Below are 21,982 nucleotides of genomic sequence, written 5' to 3' on the forward strand. Positions count from 1 at the left end.
ACTTCAACCGGCAGAGGCGACGGGATCCTGAGGCGGGCCGAGCGCGGCTGTGTGGCCGGCGGGGGAGAGGTCTGCGTCGTCAATGTTCGGGGTGGTGACCATGAGTTCGTCGGTGCCGGTGGCGTCGAGCACCGACTGCAGGTGCTCGACCACCATGGCCGGGCTTCCGACGAGGACGCCGCCGGAGCGGGCGGCGATTTCGGCGCGATCGTCGTCGGTGTAGGGATACGCTGCCGCGTCCTCGGGGCTCGGCAGCAGGATGCGGTTTCCCCGGATCCGGCTGAGCACCTTCAACCGGGTGGATCCGGCGAGCCATTCGGCGCGTTCGTCGTCCTCGGCGGCGATGACGGACACGCTGACCAGCGTCGTCGGTGTCGCGGCGTGGTCGGAGGGACGGAAGTGCTCCCGGTAGGTGTTCATGGCGTCCGCGGCCGTCTCCGCGTTGAGGTGGTGGGCGAAGGCGTAGGGCAGGCCGAGCTCGGCGGCGAGTTCGGCGCTGCCGGTCGTGGAGCCGAGCAGCCACAGCGACGGCACGTTCCCGCCGAGGACGGGGATCGCCTTGACCTGCGCGTCCTGGGGCGGGTCGAGGTAGGTCCGGAGCTCGTCGAGCTGCCGGCGGAAGGTCTTCGCGGTCCGCTCCCGTTCGGGACGGACCGCGTCCACGGCCGCCCGAGGACCGCCCGGGGCGCGGCCGAGGCCGAGGTCGATCCGTCCCGGGTGGAGCGCGGCCAGCGTGCCGAACTGCTCGGCCACCACGATCGGAGCGTGGTTGGGCAGCAGGACCCCGCCCGCGCCGACGCGCAGGTGCCGGGTGGCGTCGGCGAGGTGGCCGATGAGGACGGCGGGGGCGGAGCACGATCGGTGAGGTGTCCAGCACCGAAATGCGTACGTCAGCCTGCCGGCACCCGCTCATGCTCGTCCTCTCCGGTCACGCCACAGCCGTTCCATTCCAGCGCAGCCCCGGACCTGCGGCGGGCCGAGTGTCCAGGCTAGGTGGCAGAGGCGTCACCGGTGGGCGGCCGGTCTGCTTGCAGGTTGTCGAGGATCTTGGCGGCGATGTCGGCGAACAGTTCGAGCTCTTCGGGCGTGAGACGGTCGACGAACAGGCGCCGTACCTCCTCGGCGTGACCAGGCACGGCCTTCTTGAGCGCGGCATGACCCTCTGCGGTGAGCACGACGTCTATGCCGCGAGAGCCGCACCGCTCGCGGGCGATCTGGCCCCGCCGCTCCATCCGGGTGAGCTGGTGGTGCATGCGGCTTTTCTCCCAGCCGGCGGCCCGGCCGAGCTCGTAGGCACGCATCCGTCTGCCGGGCGCTTCGGACAGCAGAGCGAGGACCGAGTAATCGGCGTTGGACAGGCCGCCGTCGGCCTGCAACTGCTGCTCGATGCGCGTTCGCAGCATCTCCACCATCTGGAAGGAGGTCCGCCACGCGCGGAGCTCGCGTTCGGTCAATCCCAGCTGCGCCATGAGGTCACTCTACCAATGAGTTGACATGTCTACTCAATAACGTAATCTCCGGTTGATACATCAACTCATTGGAGGAGAGGGCGCGTGAGCGTTGGCCTCGTGCGGAACCCCGGCGACGGGCGGTTCTTCCGCTACTACCACAGCGAGATCGAGCAGGTCGTGTCGACCACCGAGACGAATGGAGCGGTCACCGTATCGCGGCTGAACCTGGACCGCGCCGGCGCGCCGCCCCTGCATGCCCACAGCCGGGAGGACGAGAGCTGGGTGGTCCTGTCCGGCCGTGTCCGGTTCTGGGTTGGATCGGTCGGATCGACCTCGCTCGACACGTGCGACGTGCACGACGCCGAACCCGGCGCCTACATCTACGCGCCCCGGTACGTGCCGCACACGCTCCAGCCGATCACGTCGACCGCGGAGATCCTCGTCATCAACAGCCCCGGAGCCCTCGAAGGCTACTTCCAGTCGATCGGAGCCGCCGACGAGCGCCACGACGCGGACCACGCCGACCTCCTGGCAGCGTACGGAATGGTCGTCCTCGACAATCCTCCCGCCGCCTAGAGAATTCAGCCCCTCGCCTGCACCAGGCCGAGGTCGCGCAGGCTCTGCGCCGTCTGCACGATCGTCGTCTCGGCGGGCCGTGGACGCCAGCCGAGCTCGCCGCGGGCCCGGTCATTGTGGATGATCGGCCGCGGCGGGTCTTCTCCCGGCACCTCCTGCGTGGGTACGCGTGCGGCCGCCGGGCCGAGCCGTCGGCGCAGGATCCGGGCCATCTCCAGGAAGCTCAGCGTCGGGCCGTCGGCGACGGCCAGGAAGCGCTTGGCCGCGGCTTCCGGCTCCGCCATGGCGCGAAGGTGCAGGTCGGCCACGTCGCGTACGTCCACGACGCCGAAGCGCTGGCGGGGCGCGAGGCTCATCGTCCCGTCGAGCATCGCCTTGATCAGCTGCGTCGAGGAGCGCAGGTCGGTCGTGAGAGTGGGCCCGAAGATGGCCGTCGGATTGACCACGACGAGTTCGGTGTCGCCGCCGTCGCGTTCCATCAGGTCCCACGCGGCCCGCTCGGCGATCACCTTGGAACGCGGGTACGGCGCCAGGCCCGGCGTGTCGGGATCGGTCCAGTCGTCCTCGGTGAACTCGGCGCCCGGTTTGGGGGTGTATCCGACCGCGGCGAAGGACGAGGTGAGCACGACGCGCCGGGCGCCCGCGTCGCGCGCGGCACGCAGCACCCGCAGCGTGCCCTCCCGGGCGGGGACGATCAGCTCGTCGGGGTCGTCGGGCTGGGCGACCGGGATGGGCGAGGCGACGTGGTGAACCTCCTCGCACCCGGCCACCGCGGCGGGCCAGCCGTCGTCGGCCATCAGGTCGGCGGCGACGACCTCCAGGCCAGCGTCGTCGGCGTCGCCCCGGCGCACCGCCGCGCGCAGCTCGGTCTCCCGAGCCGTCGAGCGCACGGTGGCGCGTACCGGTCTCCCGGCCCGCAGCAGTGCGGCGATCAGGTGCGTCCCCACGTAGCCGGCCCCGCCGGTGACCAGGACCCGGCTCATCACAGCGCCCCCAAGCGACCGGCCGCGTCGATGGACCGTCGCACCGCCTCGGCCTCCGCGGCCGTGTCGCCGCGGTCACGGGCATCCCACAGCGCCGCCTTCTCCCGCAGATAGGCCAGCCGGGCGTGCTGGGCGACGATCTCGGCCTCGATGCGCTCGGCGTGACGTAGCAGCAGATCGCGCTGTTCGGCCGCCGCCACCGGCCCGCGGGTGCGGTTGGCCAGGTAGGTGCGCATGTCCTCGATGCCCACGCCGACCGCGCGCAGGCAGGCCAGCGCCTCGATCACGTGAAGATCCTCGTCTCGGTAACGCCTGTGCCCGCTGTTCTCGTCACGGTCGATCGGGCCGACCAGCCCGACCTCCTCGTAGTAGCGCAGGGTCGGCTCGCTCAGCCCGCTGCGCCGGGACGCCTCATGGATGGTCAAAACTGCCATGTGGCCAGCGAAACACACCTCAAGCGCTTGAGGTCAAACGCGCGCGTACTGAGTGGAGATCGACAGGGCCGGCGTCGGGTCACCCGGTCTCGGCGCGCGTCAGGTCGCTGACGGCGGCGAGACCTTCGCGTTGCAGTTGGAGCAGATCGCGGGTCTCATCGGGCGCGATCCACCGGGCGAAGGCCGTCTTGAACACGAGCACCCCCAGCTCGCCGGCCAGGGAGGCGGTCACCTGGGCGACGCCGCGGGCCACGAGCGCGGCGGTCACGGCGTGGGAGAGCTTGGCCAGCTTGAGCAGCTCGCGCTCCCGCAACTGCTCATTCGCCGTGATGATCGTGTTCCGCATGCGGGAGAACTCCCGGCCCCGTCCGTCCTGCAGGACCCGGCCGCCGGCATCGAGCGCCGCGGCGAGCAGGCCGGCCATGGACGTCTCCGCCGGGGCGTCGGCGATCGCGCCCACGAAGGCGGCTTCGAGCTGCTCCCCGCCGGCGAACAGCACCTCGCGCTTGTCCGCGAAATGCCGGAAGAACGTCCGCTCGGTCACCCCGGCCCGCCCGGCGATCCCGGCCACGGTCGTCGCCTCGAAGCCGTCCTCGGCGAACAGCTCCAGCGCCGCCCGCTGCAGACGATCCGACGCTCCAGGTGCCCAACGTGCCATGTCCGGATCGTAGCCGGAATCGGGGTGATGACAGCGGCTGACATCACGGCTATGCTGACTGATGTCAGCCACTGACATCAGTAGGGGAAGCGAGTCCACCATGCACGTCTTCGTCACCGGAGCATCCGGATTCATCGGTCGCGCCGTCGTCGCCGAGCTCATCGCCGCAGGTCACGAGGTGACCGGCCTGGCGCGTTCCGAGGCATCGGCATCCGTCATCAAGGACCTCGGGGCGGATGTCCACCTCGGCGACCTCGACGACCTCGACCGCATCCGCCAGGGTGCGGACGCGGCCGACGGCGTCGTCCACCTGGCGAACAAGCACGACTGGACCCGCCCCGAGGTCTCCAACCACGCCGAACGGGCCGCGGTCCAGGCCATCAGCGACACGCTCGCCGGTTCGGACCGGCCGTTCGCGCTCGCGGCCGGTCTGGCTCTGCCCGGCCTCGGACGCCCGTCGACGGAGCGGGATCCCAACCCCGCCGTCGGCCCCGACTCACCGCGCGGCGGCGCCGAGAACCTCGCCCTGAGCTACGCCGGCCGTGGCGTACGCGTGATGTCCGTCCGCTTCGCCCCGACCGTCCACGGCGAAGGCGACCACGGCTTCATCTCCATCATCGCCCAGGCCGCCCGGCGGCGCGGAGCCTCCGTCTACCCCGGCGAGGGACTCAACCGCTGGCCCGCCGTCCACCGCTCCGACGCCGCGCGCCTGGTCCGGCTCGGGCTCGAGAACGCCCCCGCCGGTGCGATCCTGCACGCCGCCGCCGAAGAGGGCGTGCCCGTCCGGCGGATCGCAGAAGCGCTGGCCGACCGCCTCGGCGTGCCGGCGAAGTCCGCCCCGGCGGAGCAGGTCGCCGGCGAGATCCCGTTCATCGGCGGGTTCCTGGGTGCCGACTTCCCCGCCACGAGCGAGATCACGCGCGACCTGCTCGGCTGGCGGCCCACCGGCCCCACCCTCCTGGAGGACATCGCCGCGGGCCACTACGACCAGCCCTGAACCCCGCCTAGCGCGCCCTGGGCACCGAGTCGAGCAGCAGCCTGGTGTAGGGATGCTCGGGCTCCGCCAGCACCCGCGAGACGGGGCCCCGCTCGACGACCACCCCTCTGTGCAGCACCAGCGTGTCCTCGCACAGGTGCCGTACGACGGCCAGGTCGTGGCTGACGAACAGCAGCGCGACCCCGGACTCGGCGCGCACCCGGTTGAGCAGTTCGAGGATCTGCGCCTGGATGGAGACGTCCAGCGCGGCCACCGCCTCGTCGAGCACGAGCACCGACGGCTCCACGGCCAGTGCCCTGGCGATGGCCAGGCGCTGCCGCTGCCCGCCGCTGAGCTGGTGCGGCCGGGCCCCGGCCTCGCGGGTGCCCAGCCCGACCTGGTCGAGCAGCTCGGGGACGCGCGAGCGGTCCCCGCCGTGCAGCCTGAGCGCCACGCGCAGGCATTCGGCGGCGGTGAGCCGCGGGTCGAGCGACAGGTAGGGGTCCTGGAAGACCATCTGGATCTCGCGGGCCCGCCGCAGCCGCGCCGCCCGGCCGCGCTCCTTGGCAGAGCGCGCCCGCCCGTCCACGGTGATCGTGCCGGAGTCGGGGGTGACGAGGCCGACGAGCATGCGCGCGATCGTCGTCTTCCCCGACCCGGACTCGCCGACCAGGCCCAGCGAGCCGCCCGGCGGCAGCTCGAAGGACACCTGGTCGGCGGCCACCGAGCCGTGGAAGGACTTGCACAGATCGCGTACGCCGAGCATCACGCCTCCACCAGACGGCAGGCGGCGGAGCCGCCGGACACGGTCACGGGCCGCGGCGACCACTCCTCGCAGGCGTCCGCGGCCCGCGGGCACCGCGGCGCGAACGGGCAGCCGGCGAACGTGTCGTCCAGCGAGGGCGGGCGGCCGGGGATGGGCCGGAGAGGACGGGGATCGTCCAGCTCCGGCGTGCAGGCCAGCAACCCGGCCGTGTAGGGGTGCCGGGGGTCCCCGAACAGCTCCTTGGCCGGCCGCGACTCGACCACCGTGCCCGCGTACAGCACGTGCACCCGGTCGCAGAAGGACGCGGCGAGGTGCAGGTCGTGGGTGATGAACAGCATGCCGAGCTCCCGCTCCGCCTGGACCTCGCGCAGCAGGGCGAGCGTCTCGGCCTGGGTGGTGACGTCGAGCGCGCTCGTCGCCTCGTCGGCCAGCAGCAGCGCGGGGTCGGCGGCCAGCGCGGCGGCGACGACCACCCGTTGCAGCATGCCGCCGGACAGCTCGTGCGGATATTGCCGCATGCGCAGCTCGGGATCGCGCAGGCCGACGGCGGCCAGCAGCTCCACCGCCCGGGCGCGCGCCTCGGCCTTGGGGCGGCCCAGCGTGTGCACCATGCGCTCGGTCAGGAAGTCGCCGACCCGGCGGACCGGGTTGAGCGAGGCGCGCGGGTCCTGGTAGATCATCGACACTTGCGAGGCCCGCAGGTCCCTGAGCCGGCCCGGGTCCATCGCGAGCACGTCCTCGCCCGAGACCAGCACCCTGCCGGCGGCCGCCGCCCCGGCGGGCAGCAGCCGCAGCACCGCCCGGGCCAGCGTGGACTTGCCCGACCCCGACTCGCCGACCAGGCCCACGATCTCGCCCTTGCCGACGGCCAGCGACACCTCGCGCAGGATCGGCCGCCGGCCGCCCGCCTCGATCGTCAACTCCTCCACGGAGAGCAGCATCAGGTCCCCCTCACGCCCAGGCGGTCGGCCAGGCGTACGCCGATCACGTTGAACGACACGACCACCAGCGCGATGGCCGCGCCCGGCACCAGCACCGGCAGGAACGCGCCCTGCACGATCGCCGGTTGCCCCTCCTTCACCATGAGCCCCCAGTCGGACGACGGCGGCTGCGCCCCGAACCCCAGGAAGCTCAGCGTGGCCAGGCTCATCAGTCCCTCGCCGAACAGCACGACCAGGTAGCCCACGATCGAGCGCGCCATGTTGGGCACCAGGTGCCGCACGCAGATCGCGAACCCGCCCATGCCCTGGACCCGGTAGGCGTCGATGTACGGCTTGCCGCACTCGCCCAGCGCCACGCTCCTGGTGTAGCGGGCGATCGTCGGCGTGTACGCCAGCCCGAGCGCGACCACCGCCGTGGTCATCCCGTTGCCGAACACCGCGACGACCAGCACCACGAACAGCAGCCCGGGGAAGGCGTACATGACGTCGGTCAGCCTGGACACGACGGCGTCCACCCAGCCGCGGTGCCAGGCGGCCAGCGTGCCGAGCGCGACGCCGAGCACGGAGGCGATGGCCAGCAGCGCCAGGGGGCCGATCAGGGAGGTGCGGGCGCCGTACAGGACCCTGGTGAGCAGGTCGCGGCCCGACTGGTCGGCGCCGAGCAGGTGCCCGGGCGACATCGGCGCGAGCGTGGCGGCGAAGTCGACCGCGTCCGGCTCGTACGGGGCCACCAGCGGCGCGAACACCGCCGCCACCACGACCAGCGCCAGGAAGGCGCCGGCCAGCCGGTAGCCGAGCGGCCGGGCGGCCTTCGGCGAGAGAGTGGCGACCATCGTGGTCATGCGCGCCTCCGCACCCTGGGGTCGATCAGCGGCTGGGCGAGATCGACGAGCGTGGTCACGAGGATGTACGCGGCCACCATGAGCAACATCACCGCCTGCGTCACGGGGAAGTCGTGCGTGTTGATCGCGTTGACGAGCAGCGAGCCGACGCCGTTGAGCCCGAACGCGGTCTCCACGGTCACCGTGCCCGCCAGCATGCCCGCCGTGACCAGCCCGCACATGGTCACGATCGGCCCCAGCGCGCCCCTGAGCACGTGTCTGACCACGATCAGCCGTTCGGACAGGCCGGACGCGCGGGCCACGGTCACGTGGTCGAGCTCGCGCTGCTCCACCATGGACTGCCGGGTCACCCGGCTGATGATGGCCAGCGCGCCGAGCGCCAGCGTCACGGCCGGCAGCGTCAAGTGCCACAGCGACCCGCCGCCCATGACGGGGAACCAGCCGAGCTGCACGCCGAACAGCGAGATCAGCGCCGTGGCCACCACGAAGGGCGGCACCGAGGTGGCGAACGTCGTGCCCGCCACCACCGCCGAGTCGGTGCGCCCGCCGCGCACCGCGGCCAGCACCCCGAGCGCGATCCCGAACCCCACGAACAGCGTCGCGGCGTAGGCCACCAGCCCGAGCGTGCTCGGCAGCCGCGCCATCAGCAGGTCGAAGACCTGGTCGTTGTACTGGGTCGAACGCCCGAGGTCCCCGGTCACCGCGTCGCCGAGCCATCGTGCGTACTGCACCAGGAACGGGTCGTCCAGGTGGTATTCGGCCCGGACGGCGGCCAGGTATTCGGGCGTGAGGTTCTCCTTGCCGCCCGCCAGGAACGTGACCGGGTCGCCGGGCGCCGCGTAGGACGCCCCGAAGATCACGAACGAGGTGGCGAGCAGCGTGACGAGCAGCCCGGCCAGCTTGCGCACCATGGGTTCAGCCCTTGGCCCCGAGGTCGGCCGCCCACGGGTAGCCCATGTTCACCTGCGAGGCCGGGGGCCCGGTCACCTTGCTGCCGAGCACGACCGCGTTGGGCACCTCGACCAGCGAGATCCACACCATGTCGGCGGTGAAGCGGCGCTGCAGCTCGATGACGTCCTTGGCGCGGGCCGCGTCGTCGGTGGCGCTCAGCGCCCTGGCGACGAGCTCGTCGTACTCGGGCGAGCTGAACTTGACCCAGTTGTTCGACGAGCCGGTCAGGCCGTTGTCGTAGAAGCCGATCGGGTCGGACTTGGTGATGTACCAGTCGTCGGGCACCAGGTCCACCTGCGCGCGCAGCGACTCGTCGGTGTAGAAGCTGCCGAACTCCGAGGCCGGGACGGTCTTGATCTGCGCGGTCAGCCCGATCTTCTTCGCCGCGTCGACCACCGCGTTGGCGATCACCGTACGGGCCTGCTCGCCGTTGGTCGCCACGATGATCGGCTCCTTCGGCGACCCGGCCTCCTGCACGAGCTTCTTGGCCTCCTCCAGCCGCGGCGAGTCCGGCGCCCCCTGCAACTGGTCGTAGGCCGCCTGGAACGCCTCCTTCTGGTAGGACCACGCCCCCGCCCCGACGGGCACCTTCCACGGCCTGGCCAGCCCCGCGAATCCGGACTTGGCGATGCCCGCCCGGTCGACCGCCAGCGACAGCGCCCGCCGGATCCGCGCGTCCTTCATCACGCCGCGGTCGGTCGGCAGCAGCACGAACACGCGCGTGGTCGCGCCGTAGGCCACGCTCACCGCCTGGTTGCTCTGCGGCGCCACCGCGGGCCCGGTGTCCGACAGGTACGCCCCCTGCGCCGCCCCCGTGACCAGGCTGTTGACCAGCGCCGTGTCGTCGGCCCACTGGAAGGTGACGGTCTTGGTGAGCGGCTTGACGTCCTTGTTCCAGTACGCGTCATAGCGCTCGATCGTCAACTGGCTGCCGGACTTCCACTCCTTGAGCCGGTAAGGCCCGCTGCAGGCGTCCTCGTGCCCGGGTGTGCCGAAGTCCTTGCCGAGCCCGTCCACGACCTTCTGGTTCAGGACGATGCCCGCGCCGCCCGCGAGGGCCTGCACGAACAGCGCGTTGGGCCGCTTGAACGCGATCGTGACCTCGTGGTCGCCGGTCTTGGCGACGGACTGCACGTCCTCGAACTCGTCGGACTCGTCCTTGCCCTCACCCGCGTGCCGCTCGAGGCTCCACACGACGTCGTCGGCGGTGACCGGCGAGCCGTCGTGGAAGGTGGCGTCCTGGCGCAGCGTGAGGACCATGGTCTTGGGGTCGGGCTGCTCCGTCTTCTCGGCCAGCCACGGTTTGACCGTCATGTCGGGCTGGGTCTGCATGAGGCGCTCGCAGACGTTGGCCATGACCGTGCGGTTGTCGGTGCCGCCGTCGAGGTCGAGGTCGAGGGTGCCGGGCTCCTGGCCGAGCAGCCAGACGGCGTTGTCGAGCGGGCCTGCCGCCTTCGGCGTGCGGTCGACCAGCGTGAGCGTGGCCGGGTCGGGCGCCTTGGTGGTGGCCGCCGGGCCGCCGCAGGCCGCGGTGAGAGCGGCGAGCCCGAGCAGGGCGAGTGTCTTCTTCACGGGGTCACTTCTCCATGCGGTCCGTCGTAGAGGTTCCAGGGCACGCGCTCGTACTCGTGGTCGCAGGGCGTGCCGGCCGCGATCAGGTAGTCGCCCGTGGTGAGGTCGACGCAGCTCGACAGCAGGGTCGCCCACCGCTTGACGGCGGGCTGGGTCTCGTCGGGGTGGGTGCAGAGGGACTCGGGGTAGCCCAGGTGGTCGGACATGGCGAGCCTGATGCGCTTGCGGGCCTCGTCGGTGCCGGACGCCGCGGCCACGGTACGCAGCCCGCCCTCGGCCCTGGGCACCCGGAACAGCGAGTCGGCCGATCCCGGCCGGTAGGTCGCGGCCAGCTGCGGCGGCACGAACGCCTGGTAGTGGTTGCCGTGCACGAGCAGCCCGTCGGTCGGGTACATCCAGCCGATCGCGCCGGGGGTGGTCTCCAGATCGATGGCGAAGCCGTCGCGGTGGGTGACCAGGGCGTTGCTGGCGATGTGGGCCCGCGACTTGGTCAGCGCCTCAAGGGCGGAGTTGAGGTTGCCGCTGTCGAGCACCTTGCGCCTGATCAGCGTCTGCGGCACGCCCACCGTGTCGTCGAAGCGCCCGCCGAGCCCGTTGGCGTTGAGCGCGATGCCCGCCGAGTTGGCCCCCTGCCGCCCGACCTGCCCCGCCTCGACGTGCATGATGACCGTCGGCCGGCCGGGCTGCACCACCCTCAGCACCATCACGGTGTCGGAGACGCCGTCGCGCCAGTCCCAGTTCTGGCCCGCGTAGACGTGGCCGTCGCCGGAGGCCTCCGGCATCAGCGCGAACGACGTGCACCCGTCGGGCTCCATGGAGCCGAACGTGGTGTCGTAGATGATCTCGCCGCGGGCGTTGAGCGCCAGGATGTCGAGGAAGCCGACGCCGGCGCCCTCGGCGATGCCCTCCATCTCCTCCACCAGCTCCGGCGCGAACTCCTTGCTGGGCTCGACCCAGCGCGCCGCACGCGCGCCGACCTGCTCCCACGACAGGCCGCTGGAGTGCGCGAACGCCTCGGCGTAGTAGGCCAGCGCGCGGTGCACGCGGTCGCGGGCCTGCTCGCCGTACTGGCGGCCACGCTCGCGCGGGGCACCGGAGATCTCGACGAGGGGCAGGGATGTGAGGCTCAATGGTGCTCCTTGGACCGGCCCGCGTCCTGTAACGTTCATTTCAAGGAGCGGCAAGTCTGTAGCGGTCGTTTCCAAGAAAGAGTAATGAGCGCTACACGGGAGTCAAGACTCGTAATGGAAAATACACACAGTCCAATCGAGCAGCTCAGAGCCATGGTCAGGCAGCTGTGGGACGAGCTGTCGCCCGCCGAGCGGGCCGTGTGCCACTACCTGATCTCGGCCTCGCCCGAGCAGATCCTCTTCGCCAGCGCCCAGGAGCTGGGCAGCGCGACCGGCACCAGCAACGCCACCGTGGTGCGCACCATGCAGCGGCTGGGCTTCGGCGGCCTGCCCGGGCTCAAGCGGGCGCTGGCGGCCGAGTTCACCTCGTCGGTGGCGCCCGACGTCCGGCTCAAGCGGCGCATCGGCCACGTGGGCCAGGACCTGTCGGCCATCTGGGAGCGGGTCTTCGACGAGGCCCGCGAACGGATCGACCACTGCCGCCGCCTGTTCGACGCCGAGGCGTACAAGAAGGCCGTGGAGCTGCTGGTCAACGCGCCAGGAGTGCTCGTCTACGGCGCCGGCGCGTCCGACCCGGCCGCCCGCCACCTGGCGCTCAAGCTGGGCCGCAGGGGCCACCGCGCCCGCGCCACCTCGGCGACCGGCTTCGCCCTCGCCGACGACCTGCTCTCCCTGGCCCACGGGGAAGCGCTCGTCATCTTCCAGCCCGGCCGCCGGCTCAAGGAGATCACCGTGCTGATCGAGCGGGCCCACGCGGTGGGCGCGGGCATCGTGCTGATCTCCGACGAGCTCGGCGGCGAGTTCGCCGAGCGCGTGGACGCGGTGCTGGCCGCGCCGCACACCCCGACCGGCATCACCGGCGAGCCGCTGGCGGGCATCCTCGTGGCCGACGCGCTGCTGCTGGCGCTCGACTCGCTCGACGAGCCGCGGTCCGTCGAGCATTCCCACCAGCTCAACGCGCTGCGCGAGCAGCTGCTCGGCCCTCGTTTCCGCTAACCCCGCGCCTGTTGGGCCTTGCGCCATAATGCTCTGGTGATCCGTGGACGTACGACCGCTTTGCCCTTCTTGTTCCTACTGGCCGCCACCGCCGGTTGCGGCCTTGTCGGCACGTCCACCATCACCATGTCGAGCAAGTCGATGGAACCGACGATCATGGCGGGCACGGACGTGTCGCCCCGCAGCACCGATGGACACTACGCTCCCCACCTCGGCGACATCATCGTCTATCGAACCCCCAAGAACTGGACCAACGTCACGCCGGATCAGCTACGCGTCTCACGGGTCATCGGCGTACCGGGAAGCACGGTGAGCTGCTGCGACCCCCAGGGACGGCTCCAGGTGAACGGCAAGGCGCTGGACGAGGCCTACCTTGCCGCTCCACCGGCCTCGCAGCTGCGGTTCGAGGTTCAGGTCCCGCCCGGCCGGCTCTGGGTGATGGGCGACAATCGTCACGCCGCGCTGGACTCTCGCGCCCACCTCGCCGACCCCGGCCACGGGACCATCGAGACCTCCCAGGTCGTCGGCGTGGTGGATCCCGCGAGACGGTAACGCGTCCTCGCCCGGCACGGCCTGTCGGATTGCAACGGATTCCCCATCCAGTAATCTCACGGGCAAAGATCCGGGCAACAACGCTCCACTCTTTGGCCGTATGGCGTCGATCGGGGCGCGGTGATCGCCTCGTGAGGGGTCGCAGCATCGCACCGGGCTTGACCGTGAGGCAGAACAGTGAGGTGGACATGAGTGGCTCGACCATCGAGGGGTCCCGTTCGGCCGGCGCCCCCGGGGCCGAGGTGGGGGAGCCGGAGCTGAGGCAGTTGCTCGCCGGGCTGACGGCGATCAAGGACGGGAACTTCGGCACGCGGCTGCCCGGCGACGCCGACGGTCTGTTCGGCGAGATCGCCACGGTTTTCAACGGCATGGTCGACCAGCTGGCCCTGGTCACCTCCGAGGTGACCAGGGTGGCCCGCGAGGTGGGCACCGATGGGCGGCTGGGCGGCCAGGCCGAGGTCAAGGGTCTGTCGGGCACCTGGAGGGATCTGACGGAGTCCGTCAACGCCATGGCGGGCAACCTGACCGACCAGGTACGCAGCATCGCCCAGGTGACCACCGCCGTGGCCAGGGGTGACCTGACCCAGAAGATCACCGTGGACGCCAGGGGCGAGATCCTGGAGCTGAAGAACACCGTCAACACGATGGTCGACCAGCTCTCGTCGTTCGCCGACGAGGTGACGCGGGTCGCGCGCGAGGTGGGCACCGAGGGCGAGCTCGGCGGCCAGGCCGACGTCAAGGGCGTGGCCGGCACCTGGCGGGATCTGACCGACTCGGTCAACTTCATGGCCGGCAACCTCACCGCCCAGGTCCGCAACATCTCCCAGGTGGCCACGGCGGTGGCGCGCGGGGACCTGTCGCAGAAGATCACCGTGTCGGCGCGGGGCGAGATCCTGGAGCTGAAGAACACGCTCAACACGATGGTCGACCAGCTGTCCTCGTTCGCCGACGAGGTGACGCGGGTCGCCCGCGAGGTCGGCACCGATGGGCGGCTGGGCGGCCAGGCCGACGTCAAGGGCGTCTCGGGCACCTGGAAGGCGTTGACCGAGTCGGTCAACGTGATGGCCGACAATCTCACCGCCCAGGTCCGCAACATCGCCGAAGTGACCACGGCCGTGGCCAAGGGCGACCTGTCGCAGAAGATCCGGGTGGACGCGCGCGGGGAGATCCTGGAGCTGAAGGAGACCATCAACACGATGGTCGACCAGCTCTCGTCGTTCGCCGACGAGGTGACGCGCGTCGCCCGCGAGGTCGGCACCGAGGGCAACCTGGGCGGCCAGGCGACCGTACGCGGGGTGTCGGGCACCTGGAAGGACCTCACCGACAACGTCAACGTGATGGCCTCCAACCTGACCAGCCAGGTGCGCAGCATCGCCCAGGTGGCCACGGCGGTGGCCAGGGGCGACCTGTCGCAGAAGATCACCGTGGAGGCCAAGGGCGAGGTGGCCGCCCTGGCACAGACGATCAACACGATGGTCGACACGCTGAGCGCGTTCGCCGACGAGGTGACGCGGGTGGCCCGCGAGGTCGGCACCGAGGGACAGCTGGGCGGCCAGGCGCGGGTGCCCAACGTGGCCGGCACCTGGAAGGACCTCACCGACAGCGTCAACTCCATGGCCGACAACCTGACCAACCAGGTGCGCAGCATCGCCCAGGTCACCACCGCGGTGGCCAGGGGCGACCTGACCCGCAAGATCGACGTGGACGCCCGCGGGGAGATCCTGGAGCTGAAGACCACGATCAACACGATGGTCGACCAGCTGTCGTCGTTCGCCGCCGAGGTGACGCGGGTGGCCCGCGAGGTGGGCAGCGAGGGCCGGCTGGGCGGTCAGGCCGAGGTAGAGGGCGTATCGGGCACGTGGAAGCGGTTGACGGAGAACGTCAACGAGCTGGCCGGAAACCTGACCCGGCAGGTGCGCGCCATCGCGGCGGTGACCAGCGCGGTGACCTCGGGCGATCTGACCAGATCGATCACCGTGGACGCCGAGGGCGAGCTGGCCGACCTGAAGGACAACATCAACTCGATGGTGGGGTCGCTGCGCGAGACCACCCGGGCCAACGAGGAGCAGGACTGGCTCAAGTCCAACCTGGCCCGCATGTCGGGGCTCATGCAGGGCCACCGTGACCTGGCCACGGTGGCCGAGCTGGTCATGAACGAGCTCACGCCGCTGGTGTCCGCCCAGTACGGCGCCTTCTTCCTGGCCGACGGCGAGGAGCTGCGGCTGATCAGCGCCTGCGGCTACTCCGCGGAGTCCGGCCGTCCCACCCGGTTCAGGGTGGGGGAGGGGCTGGTCGGCCAGGTCGCGAGCACGCGCAAGAGCATCGCCCTCACCGATCTCCCGCCGGGCTACGTCAAGGTCTCCTCCGGTCTCGGCGAGGCACCGCCCAGCGCCCTGGTCGTGCTGCCCGTCATCTTCGAGGAGCAGGTGCTCGGCGTCATCGAGCTGGCCTCGGTGCACGCGTTCACCCCGGTCCACCGGTCCTACCTCGAACAGCTCACCGAGACCATCGGCGTCAACCTCAACACCATCGTCGCCAACGCCCGCACCGACGAGCTGCTGGCCGAGTCCCAGCGCCTGACCGCGGAGCTGCAGGCCCGATCCGCGCAGCTCCAGCTCCAGCAGGAGGAGCTGCAGCACTCCAACTCCGAGCTCGAGGAGAAGGCGCGCCTGCTGGCCAGCCAGAACCAGGACATCGAGGCCAAGAACCTGCAGATCGAGCAGGCCCGCCAAGAGCTGGAGGAGCGGGCCCACCAGCTGTCGCTGGCCTCCAAGTACAAGAGCGAGTTCCTGGCCAACATGAGCCACGAGCTGCGCACCCCGCTCAACTCGCTGCTCATCCTCGCCCAGTTGCTGGCCCAGAACCACACGCGCAACCTCAGCCCGAAGCAGGTCGAGTACGCCGAGATCATCCACTCGGCCGGCTCCGACCTGCTGCAGCTCATCAACGACATCCTCGACCTGTCCAAGGTCGAGGCAGGCAAGATGGACGTCACCCCCGAGCCGGTGAACCTGCGCCGGCTGATCGAGTACGTCGAGGCCACCTTCCGGCCGATGACGAGCCAGAAGAGTCTCGACTTCCAGATCGTCACCGCGCCCGGCATCCCGGTGGAGCTGCTGACCGACGACGCGCGCTTCCGCCAGGTGCTGCGCAACCTGCTGTCCAACGCGGTCAAGTTCACCGAGACGGGCGGCGTCGAGCTGCGCATCGAGCCGGCCGGCCACGGCGAGCTCCCTGCCACGGTACGCGCCCATGGCGCGGCGCTCGCCTTCCGGGTGATCGACACCGGCATCGGCATCAACGAGCACCAGCTGGAAATGATCTTCGGGGCGTTCCAGCAGGCCGACGGCACCACCAGCCGCAAGTACGGCGGCACCGGGCTGGGCCTGTCGATCAGCCGCGAGATCGCCCACCTGCTCGGTGGCGCGATCACCGCGCAGAGCGCTCCCGGCCAGGGCAGCACCTTCACCCTCTACCTGCCGATCGCCCACCCTGATTTCGAGGACCACATGGTCGTCGCGGAGCCCTCAGCCGAGGTACAGGAGGCCGGACAGGACGAGCCCGCAGAAGCCGGCCCCCCGGCGGCGCCGTCCCCGCAGCACCGCCGGCTCCTGGTGATCGAGCAGCGGCCCCGCGGGCTGCTGTCCCTGGTCACCGAGACGGTCGTGACGGAGCTGTCGGGAAGGTGGGACGAGACGATCGAGCTCGTCACCGCGGCAGGGGTGCAGGAGGCGGCCGCCACGCTCGCCGACCAGCCCTGTCATTGCATCGTGCTCGACCTCGACCTGCCCGAGGGGGCGGCCTACCACCTGCTGGAGACCATGGAGAGCGACCCCGCCCTGGCCGGGGTGCCCGTCCTGGCCTACAGCAGCTGGCGCACCACCCAGCAGGAGACGCGCCTGCGCTCGCACTCCGCCGACCGGCCCCTCGAACAGCTGTCCAGCCTGGACGAGCTGCGTGAGCGCATCGCCTTGCACCTCACCGCCAACCGGGCCGGGGAGGTGCCGCCGCTGATCCGGCGCGAACCGGAGCAGGCGCCCGCGGCGGTCAAGAGCGACAGCCCTCTGGCGGGCCGGACGGTCCTGGTGGTCGACGACGACACGCGGAACCTGTTCGCGCTCACCAGCATGCTGGAAAGCCACGGCATGGCGGTGCTGCACGCCGAGAACGGCCGGCTGGGCATCGACACCCTGATCGCCAACCCCGACATCGATCTCGTCCTGATGGACGTGATGATGCCGGAGATGGATGGCTACACCGCCACAAGCGCGATCCGGGCCATGCCGCAGTATGCCAACCTGCCGATCATCGCGGTCACGGCCAAGGCCATGCCGGGCGACAAGGAGAAGAGCATCGCCGCCGGGGCCAGTGACTACGTCACCAAGCCCGTCGAAATCGGCCATCTCATCGATCGGATCCGGCACTGTCTCAACGCCTGACGCTCACCAAGGTCGTAGGTCACCGGCAAGGAGCATCCGAAGTTGCAAAGTCATCAGCAGTCACCCGCCCCCCTGCCACGGGCCGGCCGTGCGGCAGCCGACACTGTCACGAACGTGGGGCGGCTGGCGGCGACCGTCGAACGACTGCGTGAGGAGATCCGGCGTGCCCAGCGCGCCGCCGAGGGGCGCGCCCTGATCGAGGTGGCCAAGGGCATCCTGGTCGAGCGGCTGCAGTGCGGCCCGACCGCGGCCGCGCAGCAGCTCGCCACTCTGGCCGAACAGGCCGACTTGACCCAGCTCGAACTGGCCGCCGACATCATCAACCAGGCGGCGCGCGACCGCATCAGCCAGACCGCGCGTGACTTCCTGGACGGGACCCGGTCGGAACGGGGCCCGCGCGAGGTGGCCGATGTGGCGGTCCGGCTGCGCTCGGCCGAGATCGGCATGCTGACGGCCACCGAGTCCCAGGCTGTGGCGCAGTCGTTGCTGGAGCACGCTCTCGCGCCGCTGGGAGCGACGGGCGTGGCCATCTGGGCGGCGGGAGCCGACGCCTCCCTCACGCTGGTGGGCCATGCCGGATTCAGCGCGGCGGAGGCCCGGCGGTGGCGCTACGTCCCGCCGGGGGTGGCCACTCCCGCGCAGCGTGCGCTGATCGAGCGCGAATCCGTGTGGTCGCAGGCGCTCAGCGAGGTCGGCCTGCCCTCGATCGGGATGCGCGAGGCGCCCGACGGGGGGCGGGTGACCGTGCCGGCGGGGACGGGCGGGCGCATCCTGGGCGTGCTGGAGATCGGTTGGCCGGCTCCGCTGGAGCCGCAGCCGCCGCAGGTGATCAGGCAGGTCGAAGCCCTGGCCGACCTGTGCGCGCACACCCTCGAACTGCCTGCCGGCATCGGCGGCACGCTGGGCCTGGCCGAGCTGACCGACCTGGCCGACGCGCTGCCGGACGCCGCCCTGGTGCTGACTCCGCATCTTGACGGCGACGGCAATCTCGCCGACTTCCGCATCAGTCACATCAACCCCCGCTTCGTGGATCCGGCCGGCCGCCCGGCCGGCGCCGTCAGCGGCGCGCTGATGCTGGAGGCGTACCCGCTGGCCGCCGACGAAGGCGGGCTGTTCTCGGTGATCGAGCGGGTGCACGCGACCGGCGAGCCGTTCATCGCCGGCCAGATGACGATCAAGGCGCTGGTGGACCAGGTCCCGCTGGACAACATCGCCACCGTCAGCGTCGCCCGGCACGGCGAGGGCGTGCTGCTGATCTGGCGGCTGCAGGACGAGTCGGCGCGACTGGCCAGCCTGCTCCAGCATGCCCAGCGCCTGGGCCGTATCGGCGCGTTCGAAGAGGACGCGCTGACCGGGGAGATCACCTGGAGCAGCCAGCTCTACACCCTTCACGGGCTCGAACCGAGCCGGCCTCCCATCCCGCTGGAGCGGCTCGCCGACTACGCCCACCCCGACGACGCCGACGGCATCGGCCGCTTCCTGCGCAAGCTGCTGCATCACCGCCTGCCGGACTCCACCACGTTCCGGTTGCAGCGGTCGGACGGCATCGCCCGGCACATCCGCGTGGTCGCCGACCCGGTCCTGTCGCCCGACGGGAGGCTGCTGGCCATCAGGGGCGCGTTCCAGGACATCTCCTCCCAGCACTGGACGGAGGTGGCGCTTGCCGCCACCCGCGACCAGCTCGCCCACAGCGAGCAGCAAGCCGCCGAGCGCAACCGGCTGGCCCTGCAACTGCAGCGGGCCATCATGCCGCCCACCCGAGGGCCGATGGAGGCCTTCGACCTGAACATCGCCGTCCGCTACCGGCCGGCCGAGCACGAGCATCTGGTCGGCGGCGACTGGTACGACGCCACCATCCTGCCGTCGAAGCAGATCCTGCTGTCGGTGGGCGACGTCGCCGGCCACGGGATCGAGGCGGCCACCGGCATGGTCGTCCTGCGCAACGCGCTGCGTGGCCTGGCAGCCACCGGCGCCGGCCCCAGCCAGATGGTGGGCTGGCTCAACCTGGTCTGCCACCACCTCACCGAGAACGTCACGGCCACCGCCATCTGCGCGCTCTACGACCCCGAGACCCGGATCCTGCGCTGGGCCAGGGCCGGGCATCTGCCCCCCATCCTCATCAGGGGGGACGAGGCGATGGAGCTGGACCTGATCGGTGGGATTCTGCTCGGCGCCGTGTCCGAGGCCGACTTCGACGAGGGGCAGGTCCAGCTCGAGCAGGGCGACATCATCCTGATGTACACCGATGGACTGATCGAGCGGCGTGACCGCGACCTGCACCACTCACAGGAGCAACTCCTGCGGACGGCGACGCGGCACACCTCCATGCTGGAACACCGCCTCGACTACCTGCTCACCCACAGCAACTCCGACACCGACGACGACACCTGCCTGGTCGGCATCCAACTCCGCTGATCATCCGGTCGCCGCCATCACCGGTTCGAGGTGCTCATGCCGGGCCGCCCGCCATGCCGTTACGCCATGCGGGTGATCCCGCGCAACGACCAGCTCGTCGAGCTCGTCCGCGCTGAGCACGTCGTACGCCGGCGCAGCCAGCTCGTCGGTGAGGGCCTCGATCCGCACACTGGCCTCCCGGTCGGCGTCGGTGAAGTTGGAGAAGGCCGCGTGCACCACCCCGGCCGGTGCCGGCCCCAGCGGTGCGGCCCGGCCCGCGAAGTAACGCAGGCGGAGTTACGGGACCGTTGGCGGCAGGTGACGCGGGCGACCGTTCACTGGGCGGTCGCTCCGCCGTCGATCGGCAGTGCCGCGCCGGTGATGAACGCCGCCTCATCACTGAGCAGGTAGGCGACCAGCCCGGCGATCTCGCGGGGATCGGCCACCCGTCCCGTCGGGTTGGGCGCGGAGAGCTCGTGCGTGGGCACCTCCGGCGGCGCGCCGAGCAGCCGGCGGTACAGCGGCGTGTCGACGTTGCCGGTGACGAGCGCGTTGACCCGCACGCCGCGGCCGGCCCACTCCAGCGCGGCTGATCGGGTGAGGCCGACGACGCCGTGCTTGGCAGCGGTGTAAGCGGCCAACCCGGGAATCGCGGACACCCCTGCGGTGGAGGCGTTGTTGACCACGGCCCCGCCACCTGCCGCGCGGATGGCGGGGAGCTGGTGTTTGAGGCCGTGGAACACGCTGGTCAGGTTCAGGTCGAGCTCGGCGCGCCAGGCCTCGCCGGCGATCTGGTCGAGCGGTCCTGCGGCGACCACCCCGCCGGCGTTGTTGACGGCGCAGTCCAGCCGGCCGAACTCGGCCACGGCGGCCTCGACCGCCGCCGCCACATCGTCCTCCACGGTCGCGTCACAGCGGACGAACAATGCCTGGCCGCCGCTCGCGACGATGTCAGCGGCCAGGCCCTTGCCCAGGTCGGCGCGCCGGCCGGCGACGACGACGATGGCTCCCTCAGCGGCGGCGCACAGCGATACGGCCCGGCCGATGCCCGAGGTGGCGCCGACGACCATGACCACTTTCGACTGCAGCCGGGCGGCGGCGCCCCATTCCTTGTCCGACATGGTGTGATCAGCATATCCAGCCCTGGGCTCAGTCTCCGGCTACGTGATCGGCTTCACGGGAGACTTCGGCGGGCGTCGGCCAGGGCCGGCAGCGCCGGTACGACGGCGTCGCGTGGCCCGGCCACCAACCCGGTCAGAGCGGTCAGCGCCGCCTGCCCAGATGCCGGCCCGTCCGAGGGCGAGCGTGTTCATCGGTCCTGCCCGGCGGCGTCCTGAGCGGCCAGGAAGCCGGCGATCCGGACCGCTCCGGTGCGCTCCAGCCAGGTGCGCAGGTCCATCAGGCCCGGGTGGAGGGCGCGGGTGAAGGCGACGTCGGCGCGATAGCCGCGTTCGTTGAGCCAGGTGTAGGCGAAGGCGAACTCCTCGCCGGCCTGGGCGATCGCCTCGATGGGGATCTGGACGTACGGCAGCGGCCGGTCGATCGCCTCCGAGATCGCCGCGGTGATCTGGAGCGGGGTCAGTTCGTCCCCGGCCAGGTCGACCGCGCGGCCGATCCACTCGCCTGGCTGGGCGAAGGCCAGGGCCGCGAAGGCGCCGACGTCGTCGACGGCCATGATCTGCTGCGGTACGGCGGGGTCGAACGCGGTGGTCACGGCGCCGTCGTGCAGGTGGTAGGCGCCGGTGTAGTTCTCCATGAAGGAGACCGGGCGCAGGAAGGTCGCGGGCAGGCCCAGCCGGGTGATGTGCTGCTCGATCCGCCACTTGCTCACCACGTTCTGCGGCAGCTTCTCGGTGTTGTGGCGGCCCGCGCCGGCGAGCGAGGCGTAGACCAGGTGCCGCACGCCGGCGGCATGCGCCGCGTCGGCGACGTTGCAGCCCCAGCGAACCTCGTCCTCGGCCGAGAAGCCCGCCGGGGTGCCCGGGGAGCCGACGGTGGGCTGCACGCTGAACAGGCCGTAGGCGCCCTCGGCTGCGGCGACGAGCGAGGCGACGTCGTCCATCTCGGCGCGGACGAGCTCGGCGCCCGCCTGCGCCAGCGCCCGGGCCGGCGCGGTGTCCGGATCGCGCGTCACCGCCCGCACCCGCCGGCCGTCGGCGAGCAGCCGCGCCGTCACGGCCCGGCCCTGCAGGCCGGTGGCCCCCATCACCACGATGGTCTTCACGATGTGTCTCCCAGACGGTAGGCAGGCGGAGGCCATCCGACAGAAATGGGGTGGCCCTCCGGTTCTGGGTGAGTACGATATGGAGGACCACCCCGGT

Annotated in this window: 20 protein-coding genes; 6 read left to right on the plus strand and 14 right to left on the minus strand. The window is 71.2% G+C overall.

Going from position 1 to position 21,982, the window contains the following annotated elements; translation table 11 throughout:
- Nucleotides 1-3: 3 nt before the first annotated feature.
- Both H4W80_RS06045 and H4W80_RS06050 read right to left on the minus strand, forming a co-directional pair.
- Entirely contained in the window at nucleotides 4-894 is an 891-nt protein-coding gene (locus tag H4W80_RS06045) for an MsnO8 family LLM class oxidoreductase (protein WP_192793303.1), read from the minus strand.
- A 95-nt stretch (nucleotides 895-989) separates the two neighbouring features.
- Nucleotides 990-1,469: a MarR family winged helix-turn-helix transcriptional regulator gene (locus H4W80_RS06050; protein WP_225963275.1), complete on the minus strand. Its 480-nt coding sequence runs from the start codon at nucleotides 1,467-1,469 to the stop codon at nucleotides 990-992.
- 84 nt (nucleotides 1,470-1,553) lie between these two features.
- Between H4W80_RS06050 and H4W80_RS06055 the strand changes: the two genes are divergently transcribed.
- Nucleotides 1,554-2,027, plus strand: a complete 474-nt coding sequence (locus H4W80_RS06055; protein WP_192784157.1) for a cupin domain-containing protein — start codon at nucleotides 1,554-1,556, stop codon at nucleotides 2,025-2,027.
- A gap of 5 nt (nucleotides 2,028-2,032) precedes the next feature.
- On the opposite strand, the gene H4W80_RS06060 is transcribed toward H4W80_RS06055, so the two are convergent.
- From H4W80_RS06060 to H4W80_RS06070, 3 genes are all read right to left on the minus strand, one after another.
- Nucleotides 2,033-3,010, minus strand: a complete 978-nt coding sequence (locus tag H4W80_RS06060) for an NAD-dependent epimerase/dehydratase family protein (RefSeq protein WP_192784158.1) — start codon at nucleotides 3,008-3,010, stop codon at nucleotides 2,033-2,035.
- Nucleotides 3,010-3,444 (minus strand): MerR family transcriptional regulator, encoded by a 435-nt coding sequence (locus H4W80_RS06065; protein ID WP_192784159.1) that lies wholly within the window; start codon nucleotides 3,442-3,444, stop codon nucleotides 3,010-3,012. The genes H4W80_RS06060 and H4W80_RS06065 overlap by 1 nt, the downstream gene beginning before the upstream one ends.
- Before the next feature lie 79 nt (nucleotides 3,445-3,523).
- Nucleotides 3,524-4,102 carry a TetR/AcrR family transcriptional regulator gene (locus H4W80_RS06070; protein ID WP_192784160.1) on the minus strand — a complete coding sequence of 193 codons (579 nt, stop codon included), beginning with the start codon at nucleotides 4,100-4,102 and terminating at the stop codon, nucleotides 3,524-3,526.
- A 100-nt stretch (nucleotides 4,103-4,202) separates the two neighbouring features.
- Here H4W80_RS06070 and H4W80_RS06075 point away from each other — a divergent pair, with 100 nt between their 5' ends.
- Nucleotides 4,203-5,099: an SDR family oxidoreductase gene (locus H4W80_RS06075; RefSeq protein WP_192784161.1), complete on the plus strand. Its 897-nt coding sequence runs from the start codon at nucleotides 4,203-4,205 to the stop codon at nucleotides 5,097-5,099.
- Between the two features lie 7 nt (nucleotides 5,100-5,106).
- Here the strand turns inward: H4W80_RS06075 and H4W80_RS06080 are convergent, their stop codons facing one another.
- Genes H4W80_RS06080 through H4W80_RS06105 form a run of 6 tightly spaced genes read right to left on the minus strand, consistent with a single transcriptional unit; the run spans nucleotide 5,107 to nucleotide 11,280 of the window.
- The gene (locus H4W80_RS06080; protein WP_192784162.1) at nucleotides 5,107-5,844 is read right to left on the minus strand and encodes an ABC transporter ATP-binding protein; all 738 of its coding nucleotides are present in this window, start codon (nucleotides 5,842-5,844) and stop codon (nucleotides 5,107-5,109) included.
- A complete protein-coding gene (locus H4W80_RS06085) occupies nucleotides 5,844-6,785 on the minus strand; it encodes an ABC transporter ATP-binding protein (RefSeq protein ID WP_192784163.1) in 942 nt (313 codons plus the stop codon). Before H4W80_RS06085 ends, H4W80_RS06080 begins: the two co-directional genes overlap by 1 nt.
- Complete coding sequence (locus H4W80_RS06090) at nucleotides 6,785-7,627, minus strand: ABC transporter permease (RefSeq protein WP_192784164.1); 843 nt, start codon at nucleotides 7,625-7,627, stop codon at nucleotides 6,785-6,787. The genes H4W80_RS06085 and H4W80_RS06090 overlap by 1 nt, the downstream gene beginning before the upstream one ends.
- A complete protein-coding gene (locus tag H4W80_RS06095) occupies nucleotides 7,624-8,538 on the minus strand; it encodes an ABC transporter permease (RefSeq protein WP_192784165.1) in 915 nt (304 codons plus the stop codon). The genes H4W80_RS06090 and H4W80_RS06095 overlap by 4 nt, the downstream gene beginning before the upstream one ends.
- Before the next feature lie 4 nt (nucleotides 8,539-8,542).
- Entirely contained in the window at nucleotides 8,543-10,150 is a 1,608-nt protein-coding gene (locus tag H4W80_RS06100) for an ABC transporter substrate-binding protein (RefSeq protein WP_192784166.1), read from the minus strand.
- Complete coding sequence (locus H4W80_RS06105; RefSeq protein WP_225963276.1) at nucleotides 10,147-11,280, minus strand: C45 family autoproteolytic acyltransferase/hydrolase; 1,134 nt, start codon at nucleotides 11,278-11,280, stop codon at nucleotides 10,147-10,149. The genes H4W80_RS06100 and H4W80_RS06105 overlap by 4 nt, the downstream gene beginning before the upstream one ends.
- 153 nt (nucleotides 11,281-11,433) lie before the next feature.
- Between H4W80_RS06105 and H4W80_RS06110 the strand changes: the two genes are divergently transcribed.
- The 4 genes from H4W80_RS06110 (at nucleotide 11,434) to H4W80_RS06125 (ending at nucleotide 19,682) form a co-directional block, all read left to right on the plus strand.
- Nucleotides 11,434-12,276: a MurR/RpiR family transcriptional regulator gene (locus tag H4W80_RS06110; protein WP_225963277.1), complete on the plus strand. Its 843-nt coding sequence runs from the start codon at nucleotides 11,434-11,436 to the stop codon at nucleotides 12,274-12,276.
- A 36-nt stretch (nucleotides 12,277-12,312) separates the two neighbouring features.
- Complete coding sequence (gene lepB / locus H4W80_RS06115; RefSeq protein ID WP_192784169.1) at nucleotides 12,313-12,828, plus strand: signal peptidase I; 516 nt, start codon at nucleotides 12,313-12,315, stop codon at nucleotides 12,826-12,828.
- 188 nt (nucleotides 12,829-13,016) lie between these two features.
- Nucleotides 13,017-17,267 carry a HAMP domain-containing protein gene (locus H4W80_RS06120; protein WP_192784170.1) on the plus strand — a complete coding sequence of 1,417 codons (4,251 nt, stop codon included), beginning with the start codon at nucleotides 13,017-13,019 and terminating at the stop codon, nucleotides 17,265-17,267.
- Between the two features lie 114 nt (nucleotides 17,268-17,381).
- A complete protein-coding gene (locus H4W80_RS06125) occupies nucleotides 17,382-19,682 on the plus strand; it encodes a PP2C family protein-serine/threonine phosphatase (RefSeq protein ID WP_318786716.1) in 2,301 nt (766 codons plus the stop codon).
- On the opposite strand, the gene H4W80_RS60280 is transcribed toward H4W80_RS06125, so the two are convergent.
- The 3 genes from H4W80_RS60280 to H4W80_RS06140 form a co-directional block, all read right to left on the minus strand.
- Nucleotides 19,683-19,952, minus strand: a complete 270-nt coding sequence (locus H4W80_RS60280) for a helix-turn-helix domain-containing protein (protein ID WP_378526872.1) — start codon at nucleotides 19,950-19,952, stop codon at nucleotides 19,683-19,685. It lies immediately after the preceding gene.
- A 44-nt stretch (nucleotides 19,953-19,996) separates the two neighbouring features.
- Complete coding sequence (locus H4W80_RS06135; protein ID WP_192784172.1) at nucleotides 19,997-20,782, minus strand: glucose 1-dehydrogenase; 786 nt, start codon at nucleotides 20,780-20,782, stop codon at nucleotides 19,997-19,999.
- A 188-nt stretch (nucleotides 20,783-20,970) separates the two neighbouring features.
- Complete coding sequence (locus tag H4W80_RS06140; protein WP_318786717.1) at nucleotides 20,971-21,885, minus strand: NmrA/HSCARG family protein; 915 nt, start codon at nucleotides 21,883-21,885, stop codon at nucleotides 20,971-20,973.
- Nucleotides 21,886-21,982: the final 97 nt, after the last annotated feature.

Source organism: Nonomuraea angiospora (assembly GCF_014873145.1).
GTDB lineage: Bacteria > Actinomycetota > Actinomycetes > Streptosporangiales > Streptosporangiaceae > Nonomuraea > Nonomuraea angiospora.